At 37.0% G+C, this 13,207-nt stretch carries 10 protein-coding genes; 6 read left to right on the top strand and 4 right to left on the bottom strand.

All coding sequences use genetic code 11. The features are described 5' to 3' along the window. Positions 1–333: 333 nt before the first annotated feature. Entirely contained in the window at positions 334–1,029 is a 696-nt protein-coding gene (locus AC4BC3_RS10950; protein WP_490466504.1) for a TVP38/TMEM64 family protein, read from the top strand. Positions 1,030–1,097: 68 nt separating this feature from the next. Continuing rightward, on the top strand, positions 1,098–2,279 hold the full coding sequence (locus AC4BC3_RS10945) for an MFS transporter (protein ID WP_490466503.1): 1,182 nt from the start codon (positions 1,098–1,100) through the stop codon (positions 2,277–2,279). 103 nt (positions 2,280–2,382) lie between these two features. Here AC4BC3_RS10945 and AC4BC3_RS10940 read toward each other — a convergent pair whose 3' ends face one another. Continuing rightward, entirely contained in the window at positions 2,383–3,915 is a 1,533-nt protein-coding gene (locus tag AC4BC3_RS10940) for an ABC-F family ATP-binding cassette domain-containing protein (protein ID WP_206910242.1), read from the bottom strand. Between the two features lie 237 nt (positions 3,916–4,152). Here AC4BC3_RS10940 and nagB point away from each other — a divergent pair, with 237 nt between their 5' ends. The 3 genes from nagB (at position 4,153) to AC4BC3_RS10925 (ending at position 7,850) form a co-directional block, all read left to right on the top strand. Continuing rightward, entirely contained in the window at positions 4,153–4,854 is a 702-nt protein-coding gene (nagB, locus tag AC4BC3_RS10935; protein WP_490466502.1) for a glucosamine-6-phosphate deaminase, read from the top strand. A gap of 430 nt (positions 4,855–5,284) precedes the next feature. Continuing rightward, positions 5,285–7,027 (top strand): DUF2264 domain-containing protein, encoded by a 1,743-nt coding sequence (locus tag AC4BC3_RS10930; protein WP_206910240.1) that lies wholly within the window; start codon positions 5,285–5,287, stop codon positions 7,025–7,027. Continuing rightward, the gene (locus tag AC4BC3_RS10925; protein ID WP_490466501.1) at positions 7,014–7,850 is read left to right on the top strand and encodes a hypothetical protein; all 837 of its coding nucleotides are present in this window, start codon (positions 7,014–7,016) and stop codon (positions 7,848–7,850) included. Before AC4BC3_RS10930 ends, AC4BC3_RS10925 begins: the two co-directional genes overlap by 14 nt. Positions 7,851–8,193: 343 nt before the next feature. Here AC4BC3_RS10925 and AC4BC3_RS10920 read toward each other — a convergent pair whose 3' ends face one another. The 3 genes from AC4BC3_RS10920 to AC4BC3_RS10910 all read right to left on the bottom strand — a co-directional run bounded on the left by AC4BC3_RS10920 (position 8,194) and on the right by AC4BC3_RS10910 (position 12,046). Next, positions 8,194–9,993 (bottom strand): glycoside hydrolase family 35 protein, encoded by a 1,800-nt coding sequence (locus AC4BC3_RS10920; RefSeq protein ID WP_490466500.1) that lies wholly within the window; start codon positions 9,991–9,993, stop codon positions 8,194–8,196. A gap of 12 nt (positions 9,994–10,005) precedes the next feature. Beyond that, positions 10,006–11,211 carry a glycoside hydrolase family 88 protein gene (locus AC4BC3_RS10915; RefSeq protein WP_206910237.1) on the bottom strand — a complete coding sequence of 402 codons (1,206 nt, stop codon included), beginning with the start codon at positions 11,209–11,211 and terminating at the stop codon, positions 10,006–10,008. Positions 11,212–11,338: 127 nt separating this feature from the next. Further along, positions 11,339–12,046, bottom strand: a complete 708-nt coding sequence (locus AC4BC3_RS10910; RefSeq protein ID WP_206910236.1) for a GntR family transcriptional regulator — start codon at positions 12,044–12,046, stop codon at positions 11,339–11,341. Between the two features lie 227 nt (positions 12,047–12,273). Here AC4BC3_RS10910 and AC4BC3_RS10905 point away from each other — a divergent pair, with 227 nt between their 5' ends. Beyond that, positions 12,274–13,200, top strand: a complete 927-nt coding sequence (locus AC4BC3_RS10905) for a PTS sugar transporter subunit IIAB (protein ID WP_490466499.1) — start codon at positions 12,274–12,276, stop codon at positions 13,198–13,200. Positions 13,201–13,207 lie beyond the last annotated feature (7 nt).

The following is a 13,207-nucleotide window of genomic DNA, read 5'->3' as shown; positions in this document are numbered from 1 at the left end:
AAGAATCAATACGTGATTATAATGAAAGTATAGGATAAGTATTATGGCTATTCCAAATGTCAGCATTGAAAAATATTTTTTGGGGTAAACTAGTTAATCCTACTTTTTGGAAGTGAGCAGTATTCTAATCAATATTTTTGATAATCTATTGAAGATTAGGGATTGAGCTTTGAATAGAGAAGGAATAAATAGACTTTACTTTGGTTAAAAAGCGAATACATAAAGAAAATAAAAAGATTGGAGCTGAGATAGGCTGAATGAAGGAGGAAGCAAAGAAAGTGAAACCTATGCTAAAATAAGAAATAAAAGAAATAGTTGAGAAAAGGAGTATCAATGAAAAAGCGAAGGATTCAACTCATTTTGATTCTATGTGGTATCGGATTGATTTTATTGATTGGCTATCATGTCTATTTGCAGTATGCAAAGGATCTTGCTATCTTGCTAAATCCTAAGGCAAGTCAGGCGTTATTACAAAAAACAGTACGTTCTCATGGGGTACTCACTGCAATATTACTGATTTTATTAACAACAGTAATGTGTGTGGTGCCGGGGATTCCAACATCGATTGTCGGTATCTTAGTGGGGGTTAGTTATGGTCCAGTTGTTGGAAGTTTCATCAATATTAGTGGGAATGCCATAGGGAACTTATTTGCTATTTTTTTATTGCATCATATATCTTTTTTGGATCTATCAACCAAAGAAAACCGTTGGGTAAAAGCGATTACTCGAATGAGACACCCTAAAATAGGTGTGATGATTGGCTACATGGTACCAGTAATTCCTTCCTCCATTGTCAGTTTTACAGCATATACACTAAATTTATCTTTAAAACAAGTGACGATGTCAGTGATTTTAGGCGTATTACCTTCATCAATCTTATATGCTTGCGGGGGTGAAGCATTGTTTCATGGCTATAGCAAAACAGCAGTAGGAATTGTTGCAAGTGTACTTTTACTGATTGGGTTAGTTGTGATTATTTATAAAGATCGTGAAAAACATCGGTTAGGTATGGAAAAGAAAAGTGAATAAAATATTCATAGATGATTTCATTTCTTTGATGAAAGAGCTACACTATTAGTTGGAAGTGAGGGGAAAGAATGGAACAAAAAAAACAAATTCAATTAACAGGAGCATTGACGACTTTACTAGCAACTACTTGTGGTGTCGTGGTTGCCAATATGTATTATATCCAACCGATTGGAACAAAAGTAGCAACAAGTTTTTCAGTTAGTACAAGTGCAATTGGTATTTTAACCATGTTGACGCAACTCGGCTATGCTTTGGGCTTGTTGTTCTTAGTACCATTGGGAGATGTTGTCAATCGGCCTAAATTGATTATTCGGATGGCTGCATTATCGGCTATTTCATTATTGGCTGCTTTTTTTGCGCCATCGTTTACGTTATTTGCATGTGCATCTTTCTTAATTGGATTATTGTCTATCGTGCCACAAATCATTATTCCATATGGGGCTGTTTTAGCAGGTTCAGCAGCACGCGGAAAAGTAATGGGTCAATTATTAAGTGGCTTATTGATTGGGATCTTATTATCGCGAACGATATCAGGTATTATTGCCAGTGTATTTTCTTGGCGGATGGTCTATTTATTTGCACTGGTCGCTGTGGGATTATTAACAGTATTGCTTTATGAAAAATTACCAAGAACACAAGAAAATCGAAAAGCATCCGTTTCTTATGTTGATTCCTTGGAGAGCTTACCGCATTTATTTGTATCACAACGTTTATTACGTGAATCGGCATTCAATGGCTTTTTTATGTTTGGAACGTTTTCGATTTTTTGGTCAACGTTGATTTTTTATATTAGCAGCCCTGCGTATCATTGGGGGACATTTGAAGCAGGGATCTTAGCAATTTTTGGTTTGTCGGGAGCTGTTGCGGCACCAATTGTGGGACGTTTAGCAGATTCTTATTCGGAAAGAAAGATTATTTCGATGGGGTTGTGGATGCAAACACTGAGTTTCGTTTTACTTCTCATTGGTGGCGACCATTTAGCACTTTTGTTATCTGCAATTATTTTATTAGATGTTGGGAATCAGTTTGGTCAAGTGTCTAATCAAGCACGTGTCCAAGGTCTGGGTGAAGAAGCAAGTAACCGCAATAATACGATTTTTATGTTCATGTATTTTATTGGTGGAGCAACAGGATCGTTAGTAGGTACAACGATGTGGGAACATTTCGGCTGGATGGGTGTCACTCTTGCAGGCTTAGCTTTTCAAGCATGTGCTTATTTCTGTCAATTGATTTTATTCCGTAAAAAATAAAAAAGTTAGCACTAAAAAAAGGTGAAGCAAAACCTCATTTCGTTTTGCTTCACCTTTTGATTTGGCACGTTTTATTTGCTAAGTGATTGTTGCTGTACGTTGTCTAAGTCGTTTCGATTTCAATCACTCGATCAACCAGTTCTTGATAAAATTCTTGTTCATGGGAAACAACTAAGACAGTTCCTGTAAATTGTTGAATCCCTTTTTGTAAACTTGCTTTCGTTTCGTGATCAATATGGTTTGTAGGTTCATCTAAAATCAGTAGATTCCCACTGTTCATAGTCATCTGTGCAAGTTTTACTTTTGTTTGCTCACCACCACTTAGTGTAGCTAGAGGTTCGCTTGCCAGCTGGTTGACTAAGCCAGCTTTGGCTAATTGACGACGTAATTCTTTGATTGTTGCTTTAGGAAAGTGCCCACTTAAATATTGTAACGGTGTTTCCAATGGATTTTCCCAAGTTAAATCTTGTGAAAAATAATTGATTTTGGTGTTTTCTGGAAAATGAAACTGACCATCTAATTGTTTGATTTCACCAATTAAGGTTTTAAGCAATGTCGATTTTCCAATCCCATTAAAGCCACGAATCGCAACGGTTTCACCAAAACGAATCGTCAAGTTGATAGGTGATAGCAGAGGTCGTTCGTACCCAATGACTAAATCGGTTGTCTCTAGTGCTAATGTTGTGACAATTGGTGTGAAAGGGAAATCAAATACAGCAGTTGCTGTATTGGTTGGCGGTTTCAATCGATCGACTTTGTCTAATTGTTTTTGACGACTCTTTGCCATGGTTGAGCGAGAGCCAGCTTTGTATTTACGAATATAAGCTTCAGTTTTCTCGATTTGTTTTTGCTGCGCATGATATTGTCGTAAATAACTTTCTCGATTTTGTTCTTTTTGTTTCAAAGCTTGTTTTAGATGACCTGTGTATTTTGTTAATTGACCGAATTCGATATCTGCAATGTGTGTAGTGATTTGATCTAAAAATTCTTGATCATGGGAAATCACGATATATGCACCTTGAAAACTTTGCAGAAACTGTGTCAGCCATTGGATGTGTTGATCATCTAAATGGTTTGTAGGTTCATCTAAGATTAAAACATCTGGATTTTCTAAAAGTAATTTGGCTAAGATCACTTTTGAACGTTGTCCACCGCTCAGTTCTTTTAATAATGTATTGGTGCCTAACACGTCTAAGCCAAGCCCGCTACTCATTTCAGCTACAAGCGTATCAATTTGATAAAAGATACCTTGATCGAGTTCGGTTTGTAATTTTCCTGCTTTTTCAAGTAGGGAGTCATCAAACGTCTCACCATATTGGGTATAAAGTTCGCCGATTTTTTGTTCTTTTTCAAATTCATCAGCATAAGCAGTTTTCAGAAATTCTTGGATTGTCAATTGTTCATCGACTTCGACGTACTGATCTAAATAGCCACGATGAATATTCTTTTGCCATTGGATATGACCGTTATCTGGAAGAATTTCCCCTGTGATAATTTTGATCAAGGTACTTTTTCCCGCACCATTTTGACCAATCAGTCCTAAATGCTCGCCAGCGTTTAATTGTAGTTGAATGTCTTCATAAAGAATTTTATCACCGAATTGTTGGGTGATATTTGTTAGTGTTAATATACTCATAATTTCTCCTTCTTAATAGTAAAAAAACTGCAGACAGTTCTGTCCGCAGTCGTCAAGTATCCTGGTTAAAATGCAGCAAAAATCAATTTAATTACCTCGTCTTATGCAAACTAACACAAATGAATGAAAAATGTCAAGAAAATGAAAAAAATTCAAATTTGGTCTATACTAATTATTGTAATCTGAAAAAAAGGGTGCTATAATTGGGCTATACCAAAACACAAAGGAGTAATCACTATGGAAATCATTCGTGTGAAAAACGCTGAAGAAGGCGGCAAAAAAGCTTTTGAAATAATCAAAGATGGCATGGCAAATGGGGCAAAGGTTTTAGGTTTGGCAACAGGTAGTACGCCAATTACTTTATATAAAGAAATGACTTCAAGCGACATTGATTTTAGTGACATGACTTCTGTTAACTTAGATGAGTATGTTGGACTAGGCGGATCAGATGAACAAAGCTACCGTCATTTTATGAACGTTCAATTATTTGATAAAAAACCATTCAAAGCAACTTATGTACCAAATGGTAAAGCAGAAGATTTAGCTACTGCATGTAAAGAATATGACAAAACAATTGACGAAAATCCAATTGATATCCAAATCTTAGGAATTGGTCAAAATGGACACATTGGTTTCAACGAACCCGGTGCGCCATTTGACGGAACAACTTCTGTCGTTGACTTAACTGAATCAACAATCAATGCGAATAAACGCTTCTTTGACAAAGTGGAAGATGTACCAACTAAAGCTGTTTCAATGGGAATTGGTTCAATTCTTAAAGGAAAGAAAATCGTCTTGATGGCTTATGGCGAAAACAAAGCAGACGCCATCAAAGGAATGGTTGATGGACCTGTGACAACAGAAATGCCAGCAAGTGCATTGCAAAACCATGATAATGTTGTTGTAATCATCGACGAAGAAGCTGCAAGCAAGCTATAAGAAGAGGTTCCAAGCAATCAGCTCCGACAAGATAGCGAGCAAACATTCAAAATAACTTTTCATATTTTGCAATGAATGTAAGCTATTTTGATAGAGTTGCTTGAGATATTCAGAAATAGGAGATAGGGCAAAACTTTTGTCTTATCTCCTATTTTCTTGTGTATATTTCAATGAGGCATTCGTGATAGCCATTTTTATTTTAAAAAAGGGAAAATTATTTGATAAAAAATTTTTCATTTGTTTTAGGTTAAGTAAAAACGAAAAGCCGGCTGAATCCTTGGAATTAAAAATGCCTCGTACAAAGTTAATAGGTTAAGTTAGTGGCTAAAAAATTTTTTTCTCATCTAACATTCATTTTGAAAAAAATGTTAAGTTGAAAAAGCAATAGTACCTTGTTATCCTTGATTGAAAGAGGCAAGGGGGAGATTGAGTGTATCAGGAAGAAAAAAGTCATTTTTTTACGCGCGAAGATTTTCAGTACGCATTGGAAGACATGATTCAACCTTTACGAGATGAGATGATTCATTCGGAATTATCCGGATTACACTTGGGGAGTAGTGGCGCAGTATACGATCAAAAACGCGCAGATATGGAAGCGCTTATCCGTGTGCTTTGGGGCTTAGGCCCGTATTGGACAACGAAGCAAGAGGATGAATTAAGAGATGCTTATATCCAAAAGATTTCAAATGGGACCAACCCAGACAGCCCATTCTACTGGGGAGCAGTCGAAGACTATGATCAATATATCGTTGAAATGGCTGCACTTTCACTAACTTTATTATTAGATAAAGATTATTTTTGGCTGGAAATGTCAACCAAGGATCAACGAAATCTTGTTGCTTGGTTGACTCAAGCATTGGATAAAAAAATTCCGAAAAATAATTGGACTTTTTTCAAAGTACTGATTCGTTTGGCACTAGCTCATTGCGGAGAAAAGTTGAATCAGAAAAAATTGATTGAAGAATTGACTTTGATTGATACAATGGCGATTGAAAATGGTTGGTATGTGGATGGAAAACTCACACAAAAAGATTATTATGTGCCTTTTGCTTTTCATTATTACGGGTTGATTTTTGCGAAATTCATGAAAGAAGAACTACCAGAATGGGCAGATAAATTTGTTGCTCGTGCTAAAAGATTTGCGCAAGAATTTATTTATTTCTTTGACTCAGATGGCGAGGCACTACCGTACGGACGAAGTCTGACTTATCGGTTTGCTCAAGGTGCATTTTTTTCAGCACTGATTTTTGCAGAGGTTGAAGCAATTCCTTGGGGACAAATGAAAACACTTTTATCCAATCATCTACAGACGTGGCTGACACACGATATCTTTACTTTTGATGGACGATTGTCAATTGGGTACCACTACGAGAATCTTGTCATGGCAGAAGGATATAATGCTCCAGGATCACCCTATTGGGCATTGAAGATTTTCTTATTATTAGCTACGGAACGAACACATCCATTTTGGCAAGCAGAGCCAGAACCAATCGAAAAAAAAGAAAACCAGTTTATAACTACAGGAAATATGTTCATCGTTCAGGCAAAAAATGGACAGCATGTATTGGGGTATCCATTTGGAAATCTAGTGTATCACCAAGCGCATGCAGAAGCGAAATACAGTAAATTTGTCTATTCAACCAAGTTTGGGTTTAGTGTCCCAAAAGCTGGCGTCGAGTATGAAGCGGGTGCGTTTGATAATGTTCTGGCAGTTTCCAGAGACGGTCAATCTTACCGAGTGAAAGGAGAAGTCATTTCTTATCACGCGGATAACAATTGTGTAAGCTATCTCTGGCAACCCTTTGAAGAAGTAGAAATTCAGACAGCGATTTATCCTTTTGGTGAATGGCACGTACGATTCCATGAAATCAAAACGATGATCCCAATTGAAATCAGAGAAGGGGGTTTTAGTTTACCGTTAAAAGGGAAAAACATTGGAGGCATAATTGAGCCATTATCCGCGAAAATCAATTCAGAAGAGTTATGCTCGCAAATCATAGCTGTTGAAGGATATGAAGAAGCAAAGGTCACGCAATTGGAAGCAAATACTTCTTTGTTTTTCCCGCGGACTAGCTTACCGTATTTGAAAAATCATTTGCAACCCGGAACACATCGCTTGATTTGTTTAGTTGGTGGCATAACAGAAAAGGGAGAAAAACATGCTGAAAATTAGTTTGAAAAATCAATACAATCAACCAATTATTGGAAAAATCGATCATAACAAAGAAGTAGGACCATTTGAAGCAATGGGAGAAGATATGGCTGTTTTGGCAATTAAAGATTACCGTTATCAGTTGGGCGATAAAGTCGTAGTGACTACAGAGGCAAATGAAAGTTATTTTGTCGTTCAGTTAGATGAGACATTAGCACCAAATTTGATTTATTTGCCCGAAGAAAAATGGGAATATCATTTTCCTTTGGAGGAATCCTTGATGAAATCAAGTGTAGAAACTGGATTTCAATCAACTCGACATCAGTTGATGATTCGTAAAGCTTATGAATTTGAAATCACTAACTATCAAAACTTGTCCATCAATACACATGACCAAAAAAATGATACAGGTGTTTATCCGCATGCGTTTGCAAATGTAGAAACACGAAATGATGCTGTCTTTTTTGCTAAAAATGCGATTGATGGTAAATATGGCAACCTTTCTCATGGTTCCTATCCATTTGCTTCTTGGGGAATCAATCAACAAGCAGATGCAGAGTTAGTTATCGATTTTGGACGAATGATTGAGACAGATCGGGTACAAGTGCTCTTTCGCGGAGATTTTCCACATGATAGTTTTTGGACAGAAATCACGTTACTTTTTTCAGATGGTGAAACGCTAGTTGTACCTACGACAGATGCCTTGTCATTCCAAGAAATTACTTTTCCACTGAAAAAAACAAGCAAACTAACACTAAAAAACTTGAAAAAAGCAAATGATGATTCACCATTTCCAGCATTAACACAAATCGAAGTCTTTGGACGAAATATTCGCGATGAATAATTAAAAGAACATAGCAAAAACGGCTGAAGTAAACGCTCCAGCTGTTTTTGCTATGTACGAGTTGTAATTAGTCGTTGAAGTGGATACTTTGATTCATAACTTCAATTGAGGTATTGCCAAAGTATCCTCACTTTGGCAATACCTCTTTTTCATAGAAAAAAGGGAAGCCATTGTTAGAAAAGTATCCTTATTGCTTGAAGCTGAGCGCTTGGAGCCACAACCTCATTCACGGTGTTCCCCAAGCAACTCCTCGAAATAACTCTCAACTGTCCCAAAATATGAAAAGCTATTTTAGTCAGTTGCTCAATATTTTTTTGGAGCTGAGCGCTTGGAGCCACAACCTTTACAGGTTTGGTCGATCAATAACTTTTTCCTTCGGTGCATCAACCAAACAAAGTTCTTCGATTTTCACTCCTTCCGTCTCAAAAATCATAACTTCATTTTCTCCTTGTTTCAAGAAACTTTTTGGACAATATAGAGTTAGAAGTGGCCCTTGATTCCAATAACGCCCCAGATTGATTCCGTTGACAACTACAACGCCCTTACCATAACGGGAGCAATCAATAAACGTATCTGCAGTGTCTGCTAAATCAAACTTGAATTGATAAAAAGAAGGTTGCTCTGGTACTTTTCCAGCTTGGTAATCAATTTTTTCGAGTTGTTCTTTTTCCAACGTCAATGGATAGTGAACATATCCTTGATGAAAATGGATATCTTGCATGATGCCCCCACGAATGCCTTTTGACTGTGTAGGACCATTTAATTTAGCTCCGTAATTCACTCGACCTAAATTTTCTACTAATACATCGATTTGGATTACCTCGTTTTCTTTTTGACCAGTAATCATGATTTCTTCACCGAGTGTTTCTTGATATTGTGTAGCCTGATGCTTGCCATCACTATAGATATGCGCACGATCACTTGCTTCAACAAGTCGTAATTTATTTTCGTGCTGATAATTTTTCCACTGAGCAGAATAGAGGATATAGCCATAACCTGTACTGATATTTTCCATGGTTAATGGGTAAGGAGAAGCAATCCCCGTCATCATTTGATCTTTTGTTTTGAAAAAGGAAACACTTTCTGTTACTGGATAATTTCCAAGGGCACTCAATTTTTTCGTTCTTGGTTCTGCTTGCCAAACATCAGGACAGACTTCTTTGATTGCTTGTTGCACGAGATAGTATTTTTCAGTTGGTTCACCAGATTCAGTTAACAATGCATCATAATCATAGCTGGTAACTTGTGGTAAGTCGGTCATTCCTCGAGCTGAACAGCCATTGTAGAAGCCAAAATTTGTACCACCATGGAACATGTACAGATTAAGAGAGCCAATTTTCAGCATTTCTTTGACTTCATTTGCTAAATCTTGTGGATCACGTTTGATAATGGGTTCGTTCCAGCGATTAAACCAACCATCCCAGTATTCCATACACATGATGGGCCAATTTTTTCCATGTTGTTCCATGAATTTTTTTAAAACGTTTGCATTTTCTTTTGAACGACTGCCAAAATTTCCAGTCACAAATACATCGTCTTCAATCAATGTTCCCGCATCTAAAACTTCAGGCCAAGAACCATCAGAGGTAAATAAAGGAACCGTAATAGCAAAAGATTCAATCAGTTGTTTTGTTTGGCGAAGATATTCTTTTTCCATGCCATATGAACCATACTCATTTTCGATTTGCATCATGATAACAGGGCCACCTTGAGAGACTTGAAGCGGTGCTAGTTTTGGTAGCAAAACAGTATAATAATTTTTGACTTTTTCCATAAATCGAGGATCAGTTGAGCGTAATCGTATACCAGGTTCTTTCAGAAGCCAAGCTGGTAAACCACCGAATTCCCACTCAGCACAAATGTAAACAGAAGGACGCAAAATAACCATCAAACCTAATTCTTGTGCTAACTTAACAAAAGCTACAACATCTTTTATTCCTTCAAACTCAAAAGTTCCTTCTTGAGGTTCATGGATGTTCCAAGGAATATAGGTTTCAACCGTGTTGGCGCCTAAAGCTTTTAAATTATATAGGCTGTCTTCCCATTGAGCAGGTGCTAGTCGAAAGTAGTGAATCGCTCCGCTGATTAATTTGATGGGTTCTCCATCAAGTAAAAAATCTTCTTTGATTTCAAATGTCTGCATCGTTTTTTCTCCTCACCAATATTTTTTCCACTCAGGTCTTGCTAAACGCATCAGTGCTTCAAAATAAAAATAATCGCCCCAAAGGTTTGGTTCATCGATGCCTTTTCCTTCTGCATGCGCATAGACACCGTGTAATAGAAGACCTTCGTTTTGCGTTTCGGATTTGGCTGAATATTTTTCACCTAATTGATAAATCATTCCTTGTGCTAATTCCTTTGCAGATGGATAGGCACTACTTTTATCAGCTTCCAGTAGACCACATGCAGTGATTGCTAGAGCAGAACTGTCTTTATCTGAAGGAACTTGGTCATTAAAATCAAAGTCCCAGTAAGGAACGAGATCTTGAGGTAGGTTCGTTAAAAAGACATCGACGATTTCCTTATAGTTTGACGGGAAGCCAGCATTTGTTAGAGGTGTAACTTCCTTTGTCCCATTTAGTTGCTTATTTTGTAAATAACTTTCATTTAATGGGATACCTAAAATTGCCCAGCTTTGTCCGCGTGCCCAAATCGACTCATCACTGTTTCCTTGATGAGTTGCACCATGGCTGGGTTCGCCGGTTAGTGGATCAAAATAATAAGTATGGAAAGTGGTCGCATTTTCTCGAATGACCGTTTTCAGTAAAGTATGATAGTGCTTTTGGGCAATTTCTTGATAGCGTGTGTCACCAGAAATTTCTGTTGCACGAAAGAGTAACGGCAAATTGATTAGTGAGTCAATGATTAGCCGATACTCTTTGGGTTCCCCAAATTTTCCCCAAGCTTGAATAAATTGTCCTTTTTGCTGAAACCGAGCCATTAAAACATCTGCAGCTTGTAAAATTTGCTGCTGACACAACAAACTGTCGGTAACAGTATAACCCGCTCCAGCAGATAAACTATATAAAAAGCCAATATCATGATGATCTAACACAAAATGCTTGTCTAATCGCTCTTGAAAGCTATGGATATTTTCCATCGCACGCACTAAAAATAGTTCTTTTCCCGTCCATTCGTAAGCGAGCCAAAGCATCCCAGTCCAAAAACCATTTGTCCAATCATCATTTGGTTTGATTCGATAGTTTCCGTCTGTTGCACAGGCGGAAGGGAAATCTAACCCATAACGTTGCATATTTGTTTCGATTTGTTGGCAGCACCAATCTAATTGTTGTGCTAACCAGTCTTCTTGTACGTTACTACTGAGTTGAATCAATTCCTTTTGCTTATCTTGAAGTTTCATGAGAGCCTCCTTTTAACTTGTTAACATATTAACTTAGATTAGTATACCGTACTTAACTATAAAAAGCGAATGTTCCATTTCTTCTTATCCATTTAAAAAAGGACTGAAGCACAAAAAAAGTGGTAGCTTACTCAGCTTCCACTTCGATTTTTGTTTTGAAATATTTCCAATGTTTGTAGCTGACGATGTACTCTGCGACACTTTGATCAGCTAAGTAAGAATGTTTGACTTGCTTGACGACAGGTTCTCTAAAACTTAACTGTAGTAAATTCAATAGTTCTGAGTCATCAGAAAAAATAATTTCGTCTGTTTCAACAGAAGCTAGGGAAAATAAATCAATGTCAAAGTCTTTGCGTACCCGCTCATAAACACTTGCGTAGGCCGAGAGATCTTTTGCCAGTGGTTCTTTTACCAACTTTTTAGGTAAATGAGTGATATGTAAAAGAAAAGGCACGTCTTCAAAAAAACGAACACGCTTGATTTTATAGTAGGAAGCATTGGCAGGTAAGCCAAGTTCCTTTAAAATAGTAGGGTGATTCTCTTCTTCAATAGCTAAAACTTTGACTTTTTCTTTGTCTAAAGAATGAAGTTCAATATCAGAAAATTTCACACTTTGGGAGACTTTTGATTTGGAAACAAACGTTCCTTTTCCTTGAATACGGTACAGATAGCCTGCGTTTGTCAACTCGTTCAATGCTTTGACAGCTGTAATTGAGCTGACAGAATATTTTTGTTTGATGTCAGCTTCGGAATAAAATTTATCTCCAGGAATAAATTTATGTTTTTTTATTTCTGTTAATAAATCTTGCTTAATTTGTTCATATTTGGGAATCATTCGATTATACCCTCCATTCTCTGCGGTAAATACTAACTAGTAGCATAACATGTTAACTTTAGTTTAGCAATTGATTATCCTTGGGTTAATTCACGAAATGTGATTTTTATCGAAAAAATATAATATGTTAAGATGTTAGGTTTACGTGAAGAAAGTGGTGTGATATAGTATGAGTATGCAAAACATAATATGTTAAGTTTAATATTCAATTTGGGGGATGAAAACAGATGAGAAATATCCTATTGATTAGCCATGGAAATATGGCAGAAGGGGTCAAAGCAAGTTTGGAGATGATTGTTGGCAAACAGACACATGTTCATACAGCTTCTTTGAAACCAGATGGGGACAATCTACAATTTGAAAATGAATTAAAAGAAAAAATGAAAGCCCTTAATGGAGAGACTTTGATTATTGCCGATTTATTAGGTGGAACACCGTGTAATGTTGCATTGGCTAACTATCTTGACAATGACGACGTAGAAATTATTGCTGGAATGTCTTTACCATTAGTCATTGAAGCTACGTTGAACAGCCAAGCAAGTGTCAGTGAGTTGATTCAACTATCGTTAAGCGGAATTGCAAACGTTAAAAAGAAAATGATGGAAGCCGAAGTCGAAAAAGATCCGATTGTTTCTAATGCAGATTTAGAAAAATACAAAGAATATGAAGGTAAAGCAAATATTGTTAACGTCCGCATCGATGAACGTTTGATTCATGGACAAGTGGCGGGTATCTGGTCACCCAGCTTGAATACGCAACGAATTATTGTGATCAATGATGAAGCAGCTAAAGATTCTTTACAAAAATCTTCGTTAAGAATGGCAGCGCCTACATCGATGCGTCTCTCTGTTTTAGACGTCGCTACTGCAGCTAAAAATATTCAATCAGGTAAGTACGGAAAACAAAGAATTTTCTTGGTCTTTAAAAATCCAACGGACGTATTGCGATATTTAGAAGCTGGTGGCCGACTGGAAACGGTCAATGTCGGAAACATGAGTTATAAAGAAGGCGCAAGAGATGTAACGAAGAGCATCAAAGTATTGAAAGAAGAAGAAACAATTTTCGAAGCGATTGCCGCAAAAAAAGTGAAAGTAACTGCGCAATTGGTGCCAAATGATCCAATTATCGACTTTATGGAAAAATTAAGAAGCTAATATTAGG

The organism is Enterococcus sp. AAFC-DPL-6103 (genome assembly GCF_058216595.1).
The sequence above is the reverse complement of the archived record's forward strand: the minus strand, read 5'-3'. Positions and strand labels throughout refer to the sequence as shown.

Bases quoted from the DNA above. Each gene is read 5' to 3' on its own strand.
- nagB (WP_490466502.1), top strand. From the start codon at position 4,153: ATGGAAATCATTCGTGTGAAAAACGCTGAAGAAGGCGGCAAAAAAGCT.
- AC4BC3_RS10910 (WP_206910236.1), bottom strand. From the start codon at position 12,046: ATGATTCCCAAATATGAACAAATTAAGCAAGATTTATTAACAGAAATA.
- AC4BC3_RS10920 (WP_490466500.1), bottom strand. From the start codon at position 9,993: ATGCAGACATTTGAAATCAAAGAAGATTTTTTACTTGATGGAGAACCC.
- AC4BC3_RS10950 (WP_490466504.1), top strand. From the start codon at position 334: ATGAAAAAGCGAAGGATTCAACTCATTTTGATTCTATGTGGTATCGGA.
- AC4BC3_RS10940 (WP_206910242.1), bottom strand. From the start codon at position 3,915: ATGAGTATATTAACACTAACAAATATCACCCAACAATTCGGTGATAAA.
- AC4BC3_RS10905 (WP_490466499.1), top strand. From the start codon at position 12,274: ATGAGAAATATCCTATTGATTAGCCATGGAAATATGGCAGAAGGGGTC.
- AC4BC3_RS10915 (WP_206910237.1), bottom strand. From the start codon at position 11,211: ATGAAACTTCAAGATAAGCAAAAGGAATTGATTCAACTCAGTAGTAAC.
- AC4BC3_RS10925 (WP_490466501.1), top strand. From the start codon at position 7,014: ATGCTGAAAATTAGTTTGAAAAATCAATACAATCAACCAATTATTGGA.
- AC4BC3_RS10945 (WP_490466503.1), top strand. From the start codon at position 1,098: ATGGAACAAAAAAAACAAATTCAATTAACAGGAGCATTGACGACTTTA.